The organism is Lacinutrix cladophorae, from assembly GCF_053604645.1.
In genome coordinates this window covers 1-21,347 of record NZ_JBSHNR010000059.1, presented here as the reverse complement: position 1 = coordinate 21,347, position 21,347 = coordinate 1, and the positions used below count along the sequence as shown (strand labels likewise).

18 protein-coding genes and 1 pseudogene are annotated in these 21,347 nt (G+C 31.6%); 7 read left to right on the top strand and 12 right to left on the bottom strand.

Annotated elements, in window-relative coordinates:
* Window positions 1-147 precede the first annotated feature (147 nt).
* Window positions 148-951 (top strand): T9SS type A sorting domain-containing protein, encoded by an 804-nt coding sequence (locus tag ACVC3Y_RS00525; RefSeq protein ID WP_452225780.1) that lies wholly within the window; start codon window positions 148-150, stop codon window positions 949-951.
* Window positions 952-1,049: 98 nt separating this feature from the next.
* On the opposite strand, the gene ACVC3Y_RS00520 is transcribed toward ACVC3Y_RS00525, so the two are convergent.
* Complete coding sequence (locus ACVC3Y_RS00520) at window positions 1,050-3,209, bottom strand: hybrid sensor histidine kinase/response regulator transcription factor (protein ID WP_452225779.1); 2,160 nt, start codon at window positions 3,207-3,209, stop codon at window positions 1,050-1,052.
* Window positions 3,210-3,477: 268 nt separating this feature from the next.
* On the opposite strand from ACVC3Y_RS00520, the gene ACVC3Y_RS00515 reads away from it, so the two are divergent.
* The 4 genes from ACVC3Y_RS00515 to ACVC3Y_RS00500 all read left to right on the top strand — a co-directional run bounded on the left by ACVC3Y_RS00515 (window position 3,478) and on the right by ACVC3Y_RS00500 (window position 9,832).
* On the top strand, window positions 3,478-6,393 hold the full coding sequence (locus tag ACVC3Y_RS00515) for a T9SS type A sorting domain-containing protein (protein WP_452225778.1): 2,916 nt from the start codon (window positions 3,478-3,480) through the stop codon (window positions 6,391-6,393).
* A 119-nt stretch (window positions 6,394-6,512) separates the two neighbouring features.
* Window positions 6,513-7,514, top strand: a complete 1,002-nt coding sequence (locus tag ACVC3Y_RS00510; RefSeq protein WP_452225777.1) for a hypothetical protein — start codon at window positions 6,513-6,515, stop codon at window positions 7,512-7,514.
* 153 nt (window positions 7,515-7,667) lie between these two features.
* Complete coding sequence (locus ACVC3Y_RS00505) at window positions 7,668-7,985, top strand: hypothetical protein (protein ID WP_452225776.1); 318 nt, start codon at window positions 7,668-7,670, stop codon at window positions 7,983-7,985.
* A gap of 317 nt (window positions 7,986-8,302) precedes the next feature.
* Window positions 8,303-9,832 (top strand): T9SS type A sorting domain-containing protein, encoded by a 1,530-nt coding sequence (locus ACVC3Y_RS00500; RefSeq protein WP_452225775.1) that lies wholly within the window; start codon window positions 8,303-8,305, stop codon window positions 9,830-9,832.
* Between the two features lie 17 nt (window positions 9,833-9,849).
* Here ACVC3Y_RS00500 and ACVC3Y_RS00495 read toward each other — a convergent pair whose 3' ends face one another.
* From ACVC3Y_RS00495 to map, 4 genes are all read right to left on the bottom strand, one after another.
* Window positions 9,850-10,221 (bottom strand): DUF423 domain-containing protein, encoded by a 372-nt coding sequence (locus tag ACVC3Y_RS00495; RefSeq protein WP_452225774.1) that lies wholly within the window; start codon window positions 10,219-10,221, stop codon window positions 9,850-9,852.
* A gap of 9 nt (window positions 10,222-10,230) precedes the next feature.
* Window positions 10,231-11,001, bottom strand: coding sequence for a class I SAM-dependent methyltransferase (locus ACVC3Y_RS00490; RefSeq protein ID WP_303426356.1), 771 nt, complete (start codon window positions 10,999-11,001; stop codon window positions 10,231-10,233).
* Window positions 11,002-11,026: 25 nt separating this feature from the next.
* Window positions 11,027-11,128, bottom strand: coding sequence for a GxxExxY protein (locus tag ACVC3Y_RS00485; RefSeq protein WP_303426381.1), 102 nt, complete (start codon window positions 11,126-11,128; stop codon window positions 11,027-11,029).
* Between the two features lie 182 nt (window positions 11,129-11,310).
* The gene (map, locus tag ACVC3Y_RS00480) at window positions 11,311-12,129 is read right to left on the bottom strand and encodes a type I methionyl aminopeptidase (protein ID WP_303426354.1); all 819 of its coding nucleotides are present in this window, start codon (window positions 12,127-12,129) and stop codon (window positions 11,311-11,313) included.
* Between the two features lie 123 nt (window positions 12,130-12,252).
* On the opposite strand from map, the gene ACVC3Y_RS00475 reads away from it, so the two are divergent.
* The gene (locus tag ACVC3Y_RS00475) at window positions 12,253-13,524 is read left to right on the top strand and encodes an acetyl-CoA hydrolase/transferase family protein (protein ID WP_452225773.1); all 1,272 of its coding nucleotides are present in this window, start codon (window positions 12,253-12,255) and stop codon (window positions 13,522-13,524) included.
* Here the strand turns inward: ACVC3Y_RS00475 and ACVC3Y_RS00470 are convergent.
* The 4 genes from ACVC3Y_RS00470 to ACVC3Y_RS00455 form a co-directional block, all read right to left on the bottom strand.
* Complete coding sequence (locus ACVC3Y_RS00470; RefSeq protein ID WP_303426350.1) at window positions 13,521-13,940, bottom strand: BT0820 family HAD-type phosphatase; 420 nt, start codon at window positions 13,938-13,940, stop codon at window positions 13,521-13,523. The two genes, ACVC3Y_RS00475 and ACVC3Y_RS00470, sit on opposite strands and share 4 nt — an antisense overlap.
* A gap of 43 nt (window positions 13,941-13,983) precedes the next feature.
* On the bottom strand, window positions 13,984-15,498 hold the full coding sequence (gene gpmI / locus ACVC3Y_RS00465; protein WP_303426348.1) for a 2,3-bisphosphoglycerate-independent phosphoglycerate mutase: 1,515 nt from the start codon (window positions 15,496-15,498) through the stop codon (window positions 13,984-13,986).
* An 84-nt stretch (window positions 15,499-15,582) separates the two neighbouring features.
* Window positions 15,583-16,356, bottom strand: coding sequence for a M48 family metalloprotease (locus ACVC3Y_RS00460; RefSeq protein ID WP_303426347.1), 774 nt, complete (start codon window positions 16,354-16,356; stop codon window positions 15,583-15,585).
* A gap of 29 nt (window positions 16,357-16,385) precedes the next feature.
* Window positions 16,386-17,114, bottom strand: a complete 729-nt coding sequence (locus tag ACVC3Y_RS00455) for a M15 family metallopeptidase (RefSeq protein ID WP_452225772.1) — start codon at window positions 17,112-17,114, stop codon at window positions 16,386-16,388.
* A gap of 62 nt (window positions 17,115-17,176) precedes the next feature.
* Here ACVC3Y_RS00455 and ACVC3Y_RS00450 point away from each other — a divergent pair, with 62 nt between their 5' ends.
* Window positions 17,177-17,602, top strand: a complete 426-nt coding sequence (locus ACVC3Y_RS00450; RefSeq protein ID WP_303426345.1) for a GNAT family N-acetyltransferase — start codon at window positions 17,177-17,179, stop codon at window positions 17,600-17,602.
* Here the strand turns inward: ACVC3Y_RS00450 and ACVC3Y_RS00445 are convergent.
* The 3 genes and pseudogenes from ACVC3Y_RS00445 to ACVC3Y_RS00435 form a co-directional block, all read right to left on the bottom strand.
* Entirely contained in the window at window positions 17,599-18,735 is a 1,137-nt protein-coding gene (locus tag ACVC3Y_RS00445; protein WP_452225771.1) for a gliding motility-associated C-terminal domain-containing protein, read from the bottom strand. The two genes, ACVC3Y_RS00450 and ACVC3Y_RS00445, sit on opposite strands and share 4 nt — an antisense overlap.
* A gap of 8 nt (window positions 18,736-18,743) precedes the next feature.
* Complete coding sequence (locus ACVC3Y_RS00440; protein WP_303426342.1) at window positions 18,744-19,751, bottom strand: hypothetical protein; 1,008 nt, start codon at window positions 19,749-19,751, stop codon at window positions 18,744-18,746.
* Window positions 19,752-19,770: 19 nt separating this feature from the next.
* A pseudogene (locus ACVC3Y_RS00435) lies at window positions 19,771-21,347 on the bottom strand (hypothetical protein); the annotation flags it as partial.

Here is a 21,347-nt window from a genome sequence, read left to right as displayed (position 1 = left end):
TTGTAGTTTTAATTATTGTTTTAAATCTCGTAAGTGTTAAATCTTACGGGATTTTTTGTTTAGAAGTTGAAAGGCAAGTTTCAGAAATTGGCAAGATTTTTAAATGCACTTTGGGAGTAGTTTTGTGCCATAATCAATAAAAACATAATGATGAAAACAAAATTACTTTCCATTTTTACCTTTATAGCAATAGGTTTAGCAACAAATGCACAGAATGTAACTATTCCAGACGCAAGCTTTAAAGCCATATTAATTGCTAACACAAATATTAATACAAATAGCGATTCCGAAATTCAAGTTAGTGAAGCAAGTGCTTATACAGGAAGTATTAATGTTGCAAATGCAAACATTCAAGATTTAACAGGAATGGAAGCTTTTACAGAAATTATAGGTTTACAGGCTTTTGGGAATGCAACGCTTACTAGTGTGGATGTTTCTCAAAACACAAAACTTACACAATTACTTTTAGAGCAAACAGGTATTTCCGGTATTTTAGATTTAAGTATGCTTCCGGATTTGGTAGATTTTAAAGCACATACAACTGCACTTACAGCCATAAATATGGCAAACGGAAACAACAGTAATGTCACTCGTTTTAATGTAGTAAGTAGCGCTGTAACTTGTGTGCAAATAGATGCAGGTTTTACGCCTAACTCCAATTGGGATATTCCAGCCAATGCTAGTTTTGATGAAGATTGTCCTACGATATTAAGTGTAAATGATTTTGGTTTAAATACAATTTCTATATATCCAAATCCTACAACTTCAGATTTGCATATTAAAATAAATAGTAACTTAAAAGCAGTAACTATTTATTCGGTATTAGGAAAGGAAGTGCTAAGCACTTCAAACAAAAGTATAGATGTAAGTCGTTTGTTAAATGGTGTATATTTAATAAGAATTAAAGATGAAAACGGAGGTGTTACCACCAAACGTTTCATTAAACAGTAATCTATAGTTTCGTTTAATTTAGTTATTGAAATCTCGTAAGTGTTCTGCTTACGAGATTTTTTTGTTTTAAGTTTAAACAAAAGTATTACTAATTACTACTAAGCACCATAACGTTCTTTTAGTTTCTCAAATAAATAGGTTGTATTGGTAACACCAACAGCTTCTGCAATTTGTTTTTTAGAGGCAAAAGGGTCTTCTGCTCTTAAATTTCGTGCTTTTTCTAAACGTGCTTCTTGTATTAATTGGTTAACAGTTTGCCCTAAAAGACTCTTCACTTTTCGGTTTAGTGTGCTTCTAGAAACCTTCATGTATTCAGAAATGGAATCTACCGTTAGCAGTGGTGAATTTAAGTTTTGATTTATATAAGATGTGATTTTACTATTAAATTTATCGGCATACTCGTTGAGGTTTTTCAATGTTTCTGGAGAGTTTTCCTTGTCAAATTCTACAATGTTTTTATAAAGAGATATAGCGTTCTTAATATTAATTAAAAGCTCTTCTTCAATAAAAGGTTTTTGTAAATAACCATCAATACCTAGTCGTAACATAGATAGTTTTCCTTGATGATCTGTTCTTGCAGTTAGTACTAAAATTGGCGTTTTGTTTTTTTGTAGTTTTAATTTTTTCACTAAAGTTTCTCCATCCATCACAGGCATCATATAATCTGTTAGAATGAGATCAAAGTTGTTGTTTTGAAGTATGTTAAGTGCTTCCTTTCCATTTTCAGCTTCCGTAATCTCATAATGCTGTAAAATCTTTTTTAAATACTTTCTCATCTGTTCATGGTCATCTACTATAAGTATTTTTTGTTTATTGTTTTTATACGTTGTGTTTGTTTGTTTGTTTAAGCTAGTTTTATTTGTTTCAATAGTTTGCAGTGGTTTTATATCGGGTTGATTTGTGTTTACAAACTTTTTTGGAATAGAGATTGTAAAGCAAGTGCCATTTCCAAAACTACTTTCTACAGCAATAGAAAATTGATGCGCATCAATAATACTTTTTGTAAAAGCCAAGCCTATACCACTACCTTGGCTTTTAGTAATGTCGTTTTTTACTTGATAAAAACGTTTAAAGATAGATTTGCTTTCATCCTTATTGATGCCAATACCTGTATCTATAACATTAATAGTAAGACCTTCATTATTAAATGATGTGTTAATAGCAACGCTTCCGTTTTTAGGTGTAAATTTTAATGCATTACTTAGAAGATTAGTTATTGCTTTAGAAAACAGGTTTTCATCTACTAAAATGGTTGTTTTTAAAGTCTTGTTGTTAAATGTAAACTCTATATTTTTTTTAGCGAAAAGACTCTGGAAGTTTATAAAATGTTTTTCTAAAAAGGAGTTTACATCCAGTGGTGAACTAATAAGTTGAAACTCATTGCTATCCATTTTACTTAAATCCATAATACTATTAATAATATTTTGCATTTGTTGGCATTGTTCTTTTATTATAGCTGTTTTTTGATTGTTTTCTGTATCCGATTCTTTAAAGTTTAACTGATTTGTATAGCCTTGAATTAAGGTTAAAGGAGTACGTATTTCATGTGAAAGATTCACGAAGAAGTGAGATTTAAATTCATTCAATTCACGTAATTCTGCTTCTTGCCCTTCTAATATCATTTTATCGGTAAGTACTTTGTCTCTTTCTAGCGCTAATAGTTTTTCGCTTTTTATATTACTTTCTTTAAAATAATTTACCAAAAGATGTATTACTAGAAAAATACATAAGGCTTCAAGAACTAATAGTCTATCTACATAATCTGTTGGATAAACAACATAAAAAAAATAAGGTGTTAAAAACAGCGAAAAACTGATTGCTAATACAAAGTATGATGTTGTTTTTTTTGTGAAAAGTATTAGAGAAATAGGAGATGCAAGTAATAAATAATATTCCAAGTAATTGCCTGGCGAAATAATAAGTGCAGCATATGTATTACTAATAATAAAAACACAGATAAAGAGTATGCGAGCCCATTTAAAGAGATGATTCTTATTCAGAAATAGTGTTATAATTAAAGAGTTGAAAATAAGAAAATATGTGAAAAATGCTTGGTAGTCAAAAAAATCAAAAGTAATAGCATTTTTGTTAATGTACTCTTGTACAAAACCAAAAATCATTTCTAAGGAATAGAAAAACAGAATTATATGACTCCAAATTAAACAAAATGTATTTAATAAACGTATTCTTTTATTTAAGCTATTAGAATAACGCTCTTGGGTTCCTAAACTAATTATAGTTTCATATTTCTTTTTCATAATTCTACTAAATATTAATAGCTAAACAAATTTAAAAGTATTAGTTAAGAATAAAATCAGCAACTTTAACAACACCGTTTTGATATACTTTCTTTGTAAATATATCTTTTTTTGAGGCAATTAATTAGTCATAAAAGCATTTTGACTCAAATAGTTGTTTTTTGATTCAAATGGTTAGTTCGTGACTTGAATCGAGTTTTTTTGACTGCTGTAAAAGCTTGTTTACAAATAGTTTTGTATCAAACAAACTCAATAAATTTTTTATATCATGAAAAACAAATTACTTTTATTATTCGTACTCATAGCAACATTTGGCTATGCACAAAATGTAAACATTCCAGATGCTAACTTTAAAGCCTATTTAGTAGGTAATACTTCTATTAACACTAATGGAGATTCAGAAATACAGGTAAGTGAAGCAAGTGTTTTTACTGGAGAAATTAATTGTTATAGTTTAGGTATAAATGATTTAACAGGTATTGGAGCATTTACTGCTTTAACACAATTAAATTGTGTGACCAACCAATTAACGAGTTTAGATCTTTCTGCTAATACAGCTTTAACAAGTATAGATTGTCGAGATAACCAATTAACGAGTATAAACCTTCCTTCTAGCACTGCTTTAACAGAATTAAAATGTGGTGAAAACCAAATAACGAGTTTAGATGTTTCGGCTAACACGGCTTTAACTAATTTAAGTTGTTATACTAACCAATTAACGAGTTTAGACGTTTCAAGTAATACAGCTTTAACAGAACTTGATTTTGATACAAACCCAATAACAAGTATAGATGTTTCGGCTAATACTGCTTTAGTAAGGTTAGCTATTAGTAGAACCCAATTAACGAGTATAGATGTTTCTACTAACACCGCTTTAGAGGACTTTTTTGCTACTGATTGCCAATTAACGAGTTTAGACGTTTCTGCGCAACCAAATTTAGTATTATTATGGTGTAATGAGAACCAATTAACAAGTTTGAATATAGCCAATGGAAATAATGCAAATATGACCTCTTTTTATGCTACAGATAATACGGCGTTAACGTGTATTGAGGTAGATGCTGCTATTGCAGGTACATCGCCAACGGATTGGTATAAAGATGCTGGGGCAACGTATAGCGCAAGTTGTACAACTTGTACCGTAAACATACCAGATGCAAATTTTAAAGCATATTTAGTAGGTAACACCGCAATAAACACCAACGGAGATACAGAAATACAATGTAGTGAAGCCACTGCCTTTTCTGGGATAATAAACTGTACAAACCTAAATATAAGTGACTTAACAGGTGTAGAAGCATTTACTGCTTTAACAGAATTATATTGTCAAAATAACCAATTAACAAGTTTAGATGTTTCGGCTAACACCAGTTTACAATATTTGTTTTGTGGTTTTAACCAATTAACAAGTTTAGATGTTTCTTCTAATACTGCTTTAATAACTATAGATTGTACAAGTAACCAATTAACAAGTTTAGATGGTTCTGTTAGCACCGCTTTAACGCAATTAAAATGTCAAAATAACCAATTAACGAGCTTAGATGTTTCTAACAATACTGCTTTAATAAATTTTGAGTGCTATAATAATAGCATAACTAGTTTAGATCTTTCTGCAAATACAGCGTTGACATCTATTACAAGCTATGCTAATAATTTAGTAGGTTTAAACATTGCCAATGGTTTTAATGCAAACTTAACATTTCTATCTACTGGTAATAATCCTTCTTTAACATGTATTCAAGTAGATGCTAATATAGTGGGTACATCACCAAATAATTGGTATAAAGATGCCGCTGCAAGTTACAGTGATGACTGTACACCTTGTACCATATACATACCAGATGCAAACTTTAAAGCTGCTTTAGTTGGTGACACAGCAATAAATACCAACGGAGATACAGAAATACAGTGTAGCGAAGCAACTGATGCCATAGGTACTATTCATGCTTATAATGATAATATTTCAGATTTAACAGGTATTGAAGCATTTACAAATATTACAGGATTATATTGTTATGATAATAATTTAACGAGTTTAGATGTGTCTGCTAACATTTTCTTAATAGATTTATTTTGTGATAATAACAATTTAACAAGTCTGAATATTGCTAATGGTAATAATGCAAACATGATAAATTTTGATGCAACAAGCAATGCTACATTAACTTGTATTCAAGTAGATGCTGGTTTTACTCCAAACTCAGCTGGTTGGCAAAAAGATGCAATGGCAAGTTATAGTGATAATTGTACAACTTGTAACGTAAACATACCAGACGCAAATTTTAAAGCGTATTTAGTAGGTAACACAGCAATAAATACCAACGGAGATACAGAAATACAATGTAGTGAAGCAACTGCTTTTACAGGATTGATAGATTGTAGATACTATAATATAATTGACTTAACTGGCATAGAGGTATTTACCAATTTAACGGAATTGGTTTGTAATAGCAATCTATTAACGAGTTTAAATGTTTCGGCTAACATCAACTTAACAAAATTATATTGTTATAATAACCAAATAACCAGTTTAGATGTTTCGGCTAACACGGCTTTAATAGAATTTGATTCTAGTTATAATCCTATAACAAGTTTAGACGTTTCTTCCAACATCTATTTAGAGTCATTATTTTCTATCGATAACCAATTAGCAAGTTTAGATGTTTCTACTAACACCTCTTTATCAAGACTTGATTGTAGTAATAACCAATTAACAAGTTTAGACGTGTCGGCTAATACCGCATTAACAGAATTAAGTTGTATTAATAACCAATTAACAAGTTTAAATATAGCTAATGGAAATAATGCAAACATTACAACTATGAATGCTAGCCAAAATACAAATTTAACTTGTATAGAGGTAGATGCTGCTATTGTAGGTACATCACCAGCTGCTTGGCTAAAAGATGCAACTGCAACGTATAGCTTAGATTGTGGAGCATTAAGTGTAGAGGATTTTAGTTTAAATACGGTTTCTATATACCCAAACCCATCAACTTCAGTTTTAAATATAAAAATGAATCAAGGCTTAAAGCAAGCAACCATTTATTCTATGTTAGGAAAGCAAGTATTAAGAACTCAAAATAATAATATGGATGTGTCTAGTTTACCTAACGGGATGTATATTATTAAAATGGAAGCCAAAAATGGCAATGTATTCACAAAACAATTTATTAAAATATAATAGATAGTAGTTTGTTTTTTTCAAAATCTCGTAAGTGTTTTGCTTGCGGGGTTTAAAAAACATTAAAGCTTTTTATCAAAAATTACACACACTTATTTAATCACTAAAAATCATTTAAAATGAAAAAAATAATATTTTCGGTTGTATTACTTCTAGTTGCAACCATAACAAAAGCGCAAAAAAACTTTTATGAAGCCATGGAAGCCAATGGAGAATCTGCAATTTACGAAGGTTTTGCAGATCAATCAGCCAATGGTGATGGTACTTATAACTTTACAAGAGGTAAACCAGCAATTAGCTTAAAAGTTACAAGGCTAGTTACAGGACAGCCTGTAGGTTTTGTCGCAACACCAGTAGATAAAGGAGTTAGTGGTTTTAGCCAAACAGAGTTAAGTAATTACGTTAGAGTAGATAGTTATCCAAATGTATTATATATAAAACATAAGTATACAAAGGATGCTTATATGATGACAGATGATATATTATTTGTAGTTAGTAATACTTCAGATAGTGATGTGCCAAAACTAGCAAATGTAAAAGCATTTTATGTTCTGGTTAAAGAACGAGGAGAAACAGTAACAAAAGAAGGTGCTGGTAAAAAGAAAAAAGGAGGGTTTATGGCAAGAATGAAAGCAAAAGTAGAAGGAGTAGGTCAATCACCAACTTTTAAGTATATAAAAACGGTAAACATAGAGAAGGTGTTTAATGATTATGTAACAGCTATGAAAGCAAAGCAAGCTAATCCATTAACTACAAAAGATAAAATGGATATAGCAAAAATTAGACGTGCTAGAGAAGCAGGTGACGAAGAAATAAAAAGATATAACGATTCTATTAAAGCAACACCAGAGTATGCTAAGTTAAAAGCCCACCAAGCACGTATGGAGCAAATGGATAATAACAATGCTAGAAATTTAATAACCATTAATAATAAGACAGGAAGGGACATTTATATATACCAAAATGGATCAAGAAATGGAACACGCATAAATGCAAATAGTAGTACAAAAGTGACATGTAATTCAAATTACACGTATAAATTTGATTCTAATTCTGGTGGTACAGGTACTACTTTTTATAGTGCAAATGCTAACTGTGGTAACAGTGTTTCAGTGCGTTAAAAACAATAACATTTAAAAACAGAATATTTTATCAAGAAATAATTTGTAGTTTTTTTCTGATTTAGAAGTTAAAAACTAGGTTTCAGAAATTAGAAACATTCATAAATGGTTTTTAGTAACATATTTGCAGAAGTAATTTTAAAACAAATCAACATGAAAACAATAATTATCGCATTAACTACATTCGTATTATTTTCTTTTTCAGAAGAAAAACAAACTATAAATGCATCTCAAAATATAGAAGTTTCAATCGCAAGTAGTTTCTCATTAGTAAATGATACTAAAGAAAAAGTGAGTATTTATACAGGAACAGGTTTTGTTTCTTTAAACAAAGGATCCAAAACAAGCATCTCTTGTAATACTGGTAAAGAAGTACGTTGGGCTGACAAAGGAAAAAAAGGAGATGTTATTTTTAAAATAGAATCTAAACATTGCGGAAAGACAATTAAACTTTCAGACGTTATGGATTAAGTAAAAGTCTTTGTTGAAACGCAGCAAAGTAATAAAGATTAAAAGATGCTATTAATCGTGATTAAAGTTGGGCTAAATTATTTAGTTCAGCTTTTTTCTGTTAAACTAATTATGAAACATTTAAAACAATATAAACTGGAATTATTTATTTTATTGCTTTATGTTGTTTTAGGAATGGCTATTAGACAACTATTTTAAGCAAAATACATTAGAATTATTCTTAGTATTACTTTGCATGTGATTACTATGTTAAATTTTATAATTTTGATTATAACCTCTTGCAATAATTTTATTATATTTAAATTAAATATCTTAAAATGAAGCAATTACTACTCTTTCTGTTTGTGTTCCCTTATTTTGTATTTAGTCAATGTCCACCAGATGGAGCCTTCCACTCGCAAGCAGAAATAGATGCATTTGCAATGGATTATCCAAATTGTACCATGCTTGATGTTGCCTTAATTATATCGGGAGATGATATTACAGATTTAAGCGGATTAGCACAAATTACGGCATGTACCAGTTTGTCCATTTCTAATAATGCAGTTCTACAAAATACAGATGGACTAAACTCAAACTTGGTTTTATCTTATGTGGAAGGTACAGGGAATGGGTTTGGAGTAAGTAATAATCCTTCATTAGTTGCAATAACTGGATTAGAAAATTTGGTGAACCAATCAGGTTTCGAAAGTGCATTTAGTATTAGTAATAATCCTATGCTAACAAGTGTTGCAGGAGTTCCAAATACTTTTAACACTTTAGCTTCTTTCTATATCATAAATAACGATGCATTAACGAATTTAGTTGGTTTAGAAAATTATGGAGCAGGAGAATTTACAGTAATTTCAGATAACGATAACCTCATTGATTTTACTGGTTTAAATGAGATCTATGGATCGGAGTTTGTGCATATTTCTAATAATGACGCTCTAGAAAGTTTTAATGGTTTATTATATTTAGGAAGTGAACATAGTATCATCATTGAAAATAATGCGGTTTTAGAAGATATTAATATTGGTTCTAATAATATCATAGGTAATTGGCCTGAAGTAATTATTAGAAATAATTCTAGTTTGTCTTTTTGTAATGCCAATTGGGTTTGTTCGTATCTTTATTTGGTTGGCGTAGAAGAGAGTTCGTGGTTTCCTGGTACTTTTGAAAATAATGCACCTGGTTGCAATACAAATTTTGAGGTTGAATATGGCTGTGAATTAGCCTCTAACGATAACTGCTCAGAAGCTTATTATTCTTCTTCATATCATATAAATTTAGGAGAGACTTTAATTGCTAATAATGAATTTGCAACAACTTCATTTCAAACTCCTACTTGTAATGATGTAGCAAATAGACAAGATGTTTGGTTTGCTTTTTATACGGGAGATAGTACAACAATTGACCTTATAACACAGGCAGGATTTAATATGCAAATTTGGGAAAACGGCTATTGTTTTGGTGAAGAAACAAATCCTGTTGCTGGAGGATGCGGAAGTGCCATTTTAGAAGATATACCTGTTGTTTCTAATACCAGTTATTTAGTGCAAGTTTGGAGTGATAATGCGATTGGAAGAACTTCTGGTTGGTTCGATATTTTGTTGCAGGATGGGAGCTTGTCTACACCAGATTATGAAAATAGCACTATACATATCTATCCTAATCCGGTTCAAAATGAATTGCAAATAACATCGAATTTAACAATAGATACTATTCGAATATTTAATCTTTTAGGTCAAAATGTATTAGAAACTAATGTGAAAACATTAAATGTTTCCAATTTAAAAACGGGTATGTATTTAGTGAAAGTAATTAGTAACCAAAGAGAGTTTACCTATAAAATAGTGAAACAATAATGTTTCAGAAAAAATAGCTATTGTAAAGCAGTAGATAATACTAACAACCAACCAGTAACTAAAAGTAAACCACCTATTGGAGTAATTGGTCCTAAAAAACGAAGTTTTTTTCCTTTAGCATCCGATAAAACCAATCCGTAAATACTAAAAGAGAATAGTATAATCCCTATAGTAAAACACCAGTAAATTGCAGTGGTTATAAAGCCAGGGTTTAGTCCTAAAACTAATAAAACAATGGCGTGATACATTTGGTATTTTACACCAACTTCAAAGCTGTGAAGCTGATCTTCGGATAGATTTTTTTTTAAAGCATGTGCTCCAAAGGCACCAAAAATAACAGATAACATTCCAAAAGTGGCGGCTGTAGCAATAATGATTTGTTGTGTCATAATATGTTTTTATTTATAAACTACAGGAATAATTTCGCCTTTGGCTAGACAGTATTTTTTTATATCTTCTTCGGAAAGATTTGCTGTGTAATCCATTTCTTCTACTTTAAATCCAATACTTCTAAGTTTATCAAAATAATCACGACCATAAACACGAACATGATCATATTGTCCGAAGATTTTTGCGCGCTCTTTCTTATCTGTAATAGAATTATCTTCAAAAGTCTTTTTTCTATATATGTCGTCTTGCGGAATTTGAAAAATACCATAACCTCCTGGTTTTAGTACACGATATAATTCTTGCATCGCTTTAGTGTCATCCGGAATATGTTCTAAAACATGATTACATAAAATAACGTCGTAACTATTATCTTTAAACGGAAGGTTGCAAATATCTGCTTTTACATCTGCAATAGGAGAAAGTAAATCTGTAGTGGTATAGTCTAGATTGTTTAGTTTTCTAAAACGGTTTAAAAAACATTGTTCTGGTGCAAAGTGAAGTACACTTTTTTTTGCAGTAAAGAAATCGGTTTCCTTTTTTAAATATAACCATAATAATCTATGGCGTTCTAAGCTTAATGTAGAAGGCGATAGTACATTCTCGCGTTGTATTTCATAACCATACGACAAAAAATTTTTAAAACTTTTACCATCAATTGGGTCTGTATAAGTACTTCCTTTTAAAAAAAATGCTAAAATTGGTCGTGCAATGTAACTAAACCTAATTAATATAGGTCTAGGGAAAATATTAAGAATTGTTTTGAAGAGTTGTTTTGACACGAATTTTACGAATTTTCACGGACGGCTAAAGTACAATCCTTTTATATTTTAAACTATCTTCTTCAAAATTAATTAGTAAGCCTAATTTTAATTTTGAAACAGCTAAATAGTTTAGCGTTTGTTTTATATATGTAGAGACTAAACAATCAATTGCTTTTATTTTATCTAAAATAATAAATCAGCTTTGTATTTATATGTTCATAAATTTCCTTTATAAACGATTCTATAATTATTATCCATTAATTCAATCACTAAATCATCTTTTTTATAAATAACAGTGATTAAATTACTGATAACTCGTGTCAAATATTATAAAACTAAAGCTTTTTGTCTAAAGGCATCTTCCTCATTACTCTTAATTCCTAAAGCTTCATAAATATAAGCAAATGTAGAAAGTAGTTCTGGTTTCCCATCTACAATCGCAACATCATGTTCAAAATGAGCAGATGGCTTATTATCTAATGTAGTGATTGTCCAGCCGTCTCTATGTTGTTTTATGCTTTTTGTACCAAGGTTAATCATTGGCTCAATAGCTACAACCATACCTTCAATAAACTTTTTACCACGACCACGTTTTCCATAGTTTGGCATTTCTGGGTCTTCGTGCATTTTTGTTCCTAAGCCATGTCCAACCAATTCTCTAACAACTCCGTATCCATGATCTTCACAATATTTTTGAATGGCATATCCCACATCTCCAACACGGTTACCAACTTTAAGTTCCTTTATTCCAACATAAAGCGATTCTTTTGTAACTTGAAGCAGTTTTTCGGTTTCCGGAGCAATTTCACCAACAGCAAAAGTGTACGCATGATCACCATAAAAACCTTCTTTAATAGCGCCACAATCAATAGATATAATGTCGCCTTCAACTAAAGGAGTAGTGTTAGGAATACCATGTACCACTTGCGAATTTGGGCTCATACAAAGCGTATTCGGGAAGTCGTACAAACCTAAAAAACCAGGTATAGCACCTTGGTCTCTAATACAGGTTTCAGCAAGTTTATCTAACTCTAATGTAGTAACTCCTGGTTTTACAGCTTTTGCAATTTCACCTAAAGTTTTAGATACTACTAATGCTGCTTCACGCATTAATTCTATTTCTTCTCTTGTTTTTACAATAATCATAGGATATAAAAATATGGTGCAAAGATACTAAAAATAACAAAGTATATTTTTTATTGAAACATGATATTTGACAGTTTTTAAACTTTATTTATACTATACTTTTGTAGCTCAAAATAAAAGAATATGTATAAATCCGTTAGTGCAGAAGAAGCTGTAAAAGTAATTAAATCTAATAATAGAGTGTATATACAGGCTGCTGCAGCAGCACCTCAGGCACTTATAAAAGCAATGGCTAATCGTCATGAAGAGTTAAGGAACGTTGAGGTTTGTCAATTACATACTGAAGGAGAAGCACCTTATGCAAATCCAGAGTTGCAGGAGAGTTTTCATGTAAATTCCTTTTTTATTGGAAAAAATGTAAGACACACTTTAAAAGGTGGAAATGGTTCTTATACGCCAGTTTTTTTAAGTGAATTACCACTTCTTTTTAAACGAAATATTATTGATTTAGATGTTGCATTAATTCATGTGTCTGTTCCAGATAAACATGGGTATTGTTCATTAGGTGTTTCTGTTGAAGCTACATTGGCAGCTATAGATAATGCAAAACATGTTATTGCACAAGTAAATAGAAATATGCCAAGAACACATGGTGCCGGAATTATTCATGTTTCTGAAATTGATTTATTTGTAGAATCTAACGAAGCAATACCAACACATGATATAGCAGAGCCAACTGTTATTGAAGCTAAAATTGGTGATTATGTTGCTGGTTTAATTGAAGATAGAAGTACTTTACAAATGGGAATTGGTAGTATACCAAATGCAGTTTTAACACGATTGACAAATCATAGAGATTTAGGATTACATACTGAAATGTTTTCGGATGGTGTTATCGATTTAATTTTGAAGGATGTTATTAATGGAAACTATAAAGGAATAAACCGAGGTAGAGCCTTGGCTACTTTTTTAATTGGTTCTAAAAGACTTTATGATTATGTAGATGATAACCCTTTTGTAGAAATGCGAGCTTCAAATTATACGAATGATGTTTCTATTATAAAACAAAACCCTAAAATGGTAGCTATCAATTCGGCAATCGAAGTAGATGTTACGGGACAAGTTTGTGCAGATTCTATAGGAGCGCATATGTATTCTGGAGTAGGAGGTCAGATGGATTTTATTAGAGGAGCTTCTTTAAGTGAAGGCGGTAAAGCAATTATCGCATTACCTTCAATAACCAAATCTGGTATAAGTCGAATTGTACCAGCTTTAAAACCAGGAGCAGGAGTAGTAACTACAAGGTCACATGCACATTATATTATTACCGAATACGGAATTGCCAATCTATATGGGAAAACGATTAAGGAACGTGTGAAAGCATTAGTTGCTATAGCGCATCCAGAGCATAGAGAAGCTATAGATAAACAATATTTCGATTTAATAAAAGGTTAATGGCTTCTTCTTAAAAAGGAAAAGAAACCTTTCTTTTTTGGTGGTATTTTAGTGTTGTATTTTGGGTTTGAAAGGTACTGATATACTTCTCCCCAACCTAAAAAACCACCAATATTTCTATCGTCAATGAATAAATCTGCATGAATTTTTCGACTTTTATTTTCGTCAAATTGTTCTTCAGGAAAACTTTTGTTTATGGCATAAAATTCGATGCCTTTATTTTTACAAAAAGCAACAGCTTCTTCAAGAGGTCTTCCAGATCTGTATGTCCATAAAATTAAACGATGACCATCAGCTTGTAGTTTTTTAAGTGTTTCAATAGCAAAAAGTTTTGGTTTTCCAACTTTAGGATAGGCATCATCTACAATGGTTCCATCAAAATCAATGGCAAGAATAAGTTTATCGTTTAAATTCATTAGTGTTTAATAAATAGGTTGCGAAAATACAATAAAAATCACTTTATATTAACGCATGTTGAGTCATTGCTTTGGGTTGTTCTATACCAATTAATTTTAAAATTGTAGGAGCGACATCACCTAAAACACCATCATTAATTGCTTTTATCTCTTTGTCTATTATAATAATAGGTACAGGATTCGTTGTGTGTGCAGTATTTGGTGATCCATCTGGATTTATCATAGTTTCACAATTACCATGGTCTGCAATTAAGATTGTAGTATAATCATTTTCAAGAGCTGCAGTTATTACTTTTTCAACACAAGTATCTACGGCTTCGCATGCTTTAATTGCGGCTTCCATAATACCTGTATGCCCAACCATATCTCCATTTGCAAAGTTTAAACAAACAAAATCTACTTCTCCTTTTTCAAGTTCAGGAACTAGAGCGTCTGTAAGTTCGAAAGCACTCATCTCAGGTTTTAAGTCGTATGTAGCAACTTTAGGAGAGTTTTTTAAAATACGGGACTCACCTTCAAAAGGAGTTTCTTGTCCTCCAGAAAAGAAAAATGTAACATGTGGGTATTTTTCGGTTTCTGCAATTCTAATTTGTTTCTTACCATGAACAGAAAGAACTTCTCCTAGAGTTTCCGTTATGTTTTCTTTGTTAAAAATTACATTAATGCCTTTAAAGTCATCACTGTAATTTGTAATGGTTACATAATGCAAATCTATTTTTTTAGTATCGTACTCAGGGAAGTCTTTTTGATTTAACATTTCTGTTAATTCACGACCTCTATCTGTTCTAAAATTAAAAAATATTACGACATCTTCTTTTTCAATTTTAGCAACTGGCACACCATCCTTATCTGTCGCAATTAGTGGTTTAATGAATTCATCGGTAATATCATTATCGTAATTAGATTGAATAGATTCTGTTAAATTGGTAGTTTTTGTTCCTACGTTTTTTGTTAAAGCGTCATACGCCAGTTTTACGCGTTCCCAGCGTTTATCTCTATCCATTGCATAATAACGACCTGTAACAGTTGCTATCTTTGTTTTTGTGCCTTCAATATAGTTTTCTAGATTTTGGACATAGCCTTTTCCTGACTTAGGGTCTACATCTCGACCATCTGTAAATGCATGTACAAAAGAGTGCACACCAGCTTTATTAGCAGCGTCAATAAAACCCTTTAAATGATTGGTGTGTGCATGTACTCCACCATTACTTAGTAGTCCTAAGAAATGAACATTTTTCTTGTTATCTGAAGCATACTTTAGTGCTTCAATTAACACTTTTTCGTCTTTTAATGTATCTTGCTCGATCGCTAAATTAATTTTAGCTAAATCCTGGTATACAATACGTCCAGCTCCAAGATTCATATGGCCAACTTCAGAATTTCCCATTTGTCCTTCTGGTAGGCCAACATGTAAACCGTCTGTGCGTAAAGATGCATTTGGGTATTTGGTATACAGGGAGTCTATAAAAGATGTATTCGCGTTATCTATTGCAGAAACTTTTGGGTCTGGAGATTTACCCCAACCATCTAAAATCATTAATATAACTTTCTTATTCATGTAGTGCTGTCATTTTGAAACCCAAATATAAAAAAAGAATCCCGACGAGTCGGGATCTTATATTAGGATTAACGTATTTTTATATTATTGTAACTGCCCTCTATATTTTTTTATAGATTCTCTAATTTTCTCTATTCGATTGTCTGGATCTGGATGCGAACTTTGAAATTCTGGTACACGATTTGGTCCAGCTGCAGCTTTTAGAATTTCCATTACATCTATCATTTCTTCAGGATCGTAACCAGCTCTTAGCATAAAACGTACTCCAAGATCATCACTTTCTAATTCGTCACCACGACCATTTTTTAAAATTAAATTTTGGCCAACACCACCAATCAATCCGCCAAGATCTCCACCAACAGAACCTGCAGTAGATAGTCCTTGCCAAAGTTCGCTGTTAGCAATACGTTCTGCACTATGTTTTCCCAAAACGTGACCAATTTCATGCCCTAAAACACCAGCTAGTTGGTCTTCATTTTCTAATTGTGAAAACAATGCATAAGTAATAAATATTTGACCTCCAGGTAATGCAAAAGCATTTATGGTTTGTGCATCTGCTAGTAAATGAAATTCGTATTTATAAGGTGTTTCTTTAGCAATGCTGTTTTTTATTAGTTTGTTTCCAACGTTATCTACTAAGGCTTGGTAACTTTCATTAGGGTATAAACCACCATGTTGCGCAGCCATTTGATCCCTACTTTGTAAACCCATTTGAATTTCTTCATCTACAGTCATAGAAATCGCCTGTTTTTTGCCTGTATAAGGATTTACTTCTTGCGATGAAAAATATTTAAAACCAAAATAGGCTGCAATGCATAAACCTATAATTAATCTTACTTTTAAATTACCTGATCTCATGTTAGTTTGTTATTTATAAGGATTTAAAGTTACAAAAGTTCTGGATTAATATCTAAAATATTTTCATTTCGATATTTATTGATAAAGGATGTTGAAAAATAATCATTTCCTAATAGTTTCTCTTTTTGAAGCATCTCTTGTATGTTTACTTTTTTGTAGCTTTTTAAATAATTTTGTGACAAGGGTTTGTAGCTATAATGCCAAGGTTCATACTTAAAACCTTTTCTGTTTAAATCAGCAGTGTAAACTAAATAGAATCCAAAAGAATTTGCATGTGCATCCATCCATTTCTTTAAGTAAATGTAGGAGCCATCTCTGTGAAAGTTTTCTTCACGAAGCACATGTTTTGGAGCATGTACATTGGCATCAATAATATCGATGTCTGTTCCCCAGTGGTGTCTTGAGGTGCCAGGAATAGTAGAGTATTCAATTATTTTTTGAATGCTTTTTTCAGCACTTAAACCTTGGTTTATATAGCGTTTGTATTTACCTTCCCATATATGTTTTTGATGGTTGAAACTTCTATAGCTTGATACTATTTGAATGCGAACTCCTTCTTTCAAAGCTGTTGCTTTCATATTCTGAAACGCAAGATATGCTTCTTTACGAAGCTTATAATCAGTTCCAAAAAGTTTCGGATTTCCTTTACCCATAAGTTCTTCTGAAGAAATTATATTTTGAGCAAAAGTAAAACAAGGTATAGTTGCTAGTGCTATTCCAGATAGTGTTGTTTTTTTTATGAAGTTTCTTCTTTTCAAATACGGATGAAGTGTTACAAATTATGAGCCAAAATTAATTAAATTTACAGAAAATTTAAGTTATGCATTTTTCGTTTAAAATCATTGAAAAAGAAAAGATATCTACTATAATTCCTTTGGTTTATAAATTAAATGAAGGGAAAATTTCTATGGATGTTTTAGAGAAACGTTTTAAAGAAATAATACATCAAAATTATGAATGTGCTGGAGTTTTTGATGCAGAAAAACTTATTGGTATCTCTGGGATGTGGTTTTGTACAAGACATTATTCTGGAAAAAGCATGGAAGTTGATCATGTTTATATAGATGATTCGTATAGAAATCATGGGTTAGGGAAGCAATTTATGCAATGGATTACGGATTATGTAAAAAATAAAGGCGTTGAAACCATGGAGCTAAATGCATATATTAAAAATGATGCTTCACACCGATTTTATCACAACTTAGGATTTAAAAAACCAGGCTATCATTTTTTAAAAAAGATTTAATAATTAATATATAACCATCCAGCATATTCTTTGTCTTCTTCTGGTAAATTTAAAACATAAAAATACGTTCCCACAGGAAGTTTTTTGTTGCTGCCAATGAGTACTTTTTTATTGGTGTAGCCATTCCAGTCGTTTTGGTAATTTTCTACATCATATACAACTCTTCCCCAGCGATTAAATATTTTTAAAGTATTTTTAAATAGTGCAACACCTTCAATAACAAAAACATCATTTTTTCCATCTCCATTTGGACTAATACCATTATAAACCGTAATTCCGTCACTACCAATTAGAGATCCAAAAGTTATAATTTCATATGCATTTGGAATAAAATAAGTGGAAGTAATTGTGCCTTCATTTTGATTTCCTGTAAAATCAACATTGCCTAAATCTTTCCATTGGTTTTCAGTTGTGCTCCACCCTACAACGCGTAGGTTTAATAAATCATCAACAAGTGTGTTGATATCACTATCTGAATCCCAAGTTAGTGTTACTTGTGTTTCTTGTGTGCCATTAAAATCCCAAAATTCTTCGGTCGAAATAGTATTAATAATACCTTCGGAATTGTTTGTGTCGAAGCTCTCTACAAAAGTAGAAGGGAAGTTTGGGTCTTCATTAAAATAAGCAGCTTTAAATTTGGGGTTGTTGGTTTGTAAGGGAGTTATTAATGGTCTTAATTTGTTATCGTCTCCAATAGGAAAGATAAATGAATCATTTCCATTAAAAGATGCGTAGCCATCTGTTAAACGAAAGTCATTTTCAGAAACATAAAAAGTGTTTTCTAAAAAGTCTAGTGAGATATTTGGATTCTCTCTAGGGGTTATTGCATCTCCAATAACATAATTTAAACCATTAGAAACTTCGGTGCTTATTTCTAAAAATAAATGGTCAATAACAGCAATATCCATATCATAAAATTTAGGAATTTCGGTTCCAGATATGGTTAAAGCATTATCCGAATTATAAAAACCAGCCAAGCCTAAGTTTTCATTGAACATTCCGTCATTTTCTAAGTCGATATGGAATCCTATTTGACCTTCGTCATGAATTTGTAGATTTCCAAAATTATGAAATGCTTGTTGTGCAAAACTTATTTGAAACAGGAGTAACGCTAAGTATTTAATTGTTCTCATATTTCTATTTATTTGTAAGCAGTATAAAGTACAACTACGTTATCTGATTTGGTGGTAACATTTAACGAAAATCCATCTGTAGTAAAAGCAGATAAGCTTGCTAAAGTTCTGCCTAAAGCATTACCATTTTGATTACCATATCTTAAGCCAATACATCTGGTGCTTGAAGCAAATCTTGAAATATCATTAATAGAGTTACCACTACCACCAACATAAATTACTTGTTGTGTTATTGTTCCAGAATCATTTCTTGCAAAACCATTCATGGTACCAAAAGAGTTTGCTAAACCTGTATTATTATCTCCTACACCGTTATCGGAATCTAAATCTAAAGTTTCCACATTTGCATGTGCAACAAAAGTTATAGAAGATGGTTCAAAAGGTAAGCCTGTAATTGTTTGCGTACCTGTTGCTGTGATAATAAATTGACCAACATAAACAGTAGGTCCTAAATACGCACCACCATTTGTTCCAACTTCTATTTGGTTATCCGCTTCATCTCCAATTATTTGTGCTGTTGCTGGAGTACCGGATTCATTATTGAATGTTATTTCACCAGTTGGACTAGCGTCATTTTGAGAAAAACTAGTATTTGTTTCTATAATGTTAGTTGTAGTAGTTCCACTTGTATGTGTAGCAATAGTATTTCCTGTTGATACTACCTGAGTTATGGAAGAAGATAAAGAGGATAAGTCTGTGGTTATTGTACCTCCAGCATCTGTAGTTTCCAGGTTTGTGCCGTTAAGTTCTACTGTTTCATTAAGCTCGTTAGTAGTATCCGAATCCAGGTCATTAGCATTTGTAACTGTAGTCCATCCAGCGGTTGTATAAACATATACGTTTTCATCTGTTGGGTTATATAATAACGTTCCTATAATAGGAGAGGTTATATTTGTAAATTCTGTTGTAGGAATATTATATAAACCTAACAGTTCTTCTCCTCTAGGGGTTTGTGAAAAAGCGGTTTGAAAAATACAAATGCTAAGGACTGTTATTATTAATTTTAATGATTTCATTTTTTTTTTTTTTTTTTTTTTAGTTGATGTAGAATGTAACACATGTACAGTTTCCTCCAAATTGCGTTCCTGTTCCTCCACCAGTAGTACCGCCAGATATCGTTATACTTGGATTATTTGCTGCCAATGGATCTGTACCTGTTATTAAATAATTATATGTCCCATCTCCGTTGTCTTGACTAACTACTGTTATTCCGATTGGACTTCCATTAGAAACTGCCGTTAGGGTTGGTAATGCTGCGTAAGGTCTATTTGAAATTAAAGCTTCCCAAGTCGACCCTGCATTATTTCCAGCATTAAAGTTTAATGAAAAATTCTGCGCATCTGCAAAATTATTCTGTGTGAAATCTGTAGTAGGAGTTCCTGATGGAGTAGTAGGGTTTGTCACTGGATTTGAACCAGATGATGTTACTAATACTACATCTGTTACTACTTCTCTAGTAGCCGATGTATTGAAATACCAAACTTCATCAACAAGAACATCTGCAGTACCCCCATTATCTCCAGTAGCAACCATTACTTGAAAACCATTTGCTGTTTGAGTTCCCGTTACTACTGAAACTAATCTTGTGTCTCTATTTGTTATATCTTCTTGAGCACCAAAGGTTACATCATAACTTGCTCCATTTGGATGTGCTGTTGTAAATGCAACGGTATATCTACCAACTGCTGTTCTTGTTACAGTATTATTAATATTAAAAGAGTTTGTTCCGTTAGCTTGTGTGTGTGCAGCTGCAAAAACATATCCTATCGTTTCTTTTGTAACGGTTAAAGTAGGTTCTGGCAAAGTAACCGTGTTACCATCTGATATAGTTAAATCATTTCCACTTATAGAAAGCGTTTGAATTTCATTTGTTGGATCTGCATCGGCATCCTGAATATTAATATCTATATCACCACCATCTTCTAAAGCTACATTTACTTCTTCTAAAGGTGTTGTTACTGTTGTAGAGATCATTTGGTCATCTGTGGTGTCTATAGTTGTAGTAGTTCCATCTTCAGAAGTATACACAAGTTGTGTTGGATCTGTTGCGTCAGGAGTTAAAGTAGTTACTGTTTCTTCAATTGAAAATGAATTTCCATTCTCATTATTATAAGTTCCAATTAAGTTTGTGTTTGTTGCAGTATTTAAATTACTAATATCTGTTATGGTTTCTAAATTAGAAACATCAATAGTTGTAGTAATACCATCTTCATCGGTGTAGGTAAATGTTCCGTCGTTATTATCAACGATAGTAGTTAACGCTTCTAAGTTTGCAACAATAGCTGCAAAGTTTAGGTTGGTAATAACACCATCTTCATCGGTATAGTCGATACTTGCTTCATCTGCGTTAAGTGCGATAGAAGTAAGGGTTTCTAAATTAGAAACATCAATAGTTGTAGTAATACCATCTTCATCAGTGTAGGTAAATGTTCCGTCGTTATTATCAACGATAGTAGTTAGTGCTTCTAAATTTGCAACAATAGCTGCAAAATTTAGGTTGGTAATAACACCATCTTCATCGGTATAGTCGATACTTGCTTCATCTGCATTAAGTGCGATAGAAGTAAGGGTTTCTAAATTAGAAACATCAATAGTTGTAGTAATACCATCTT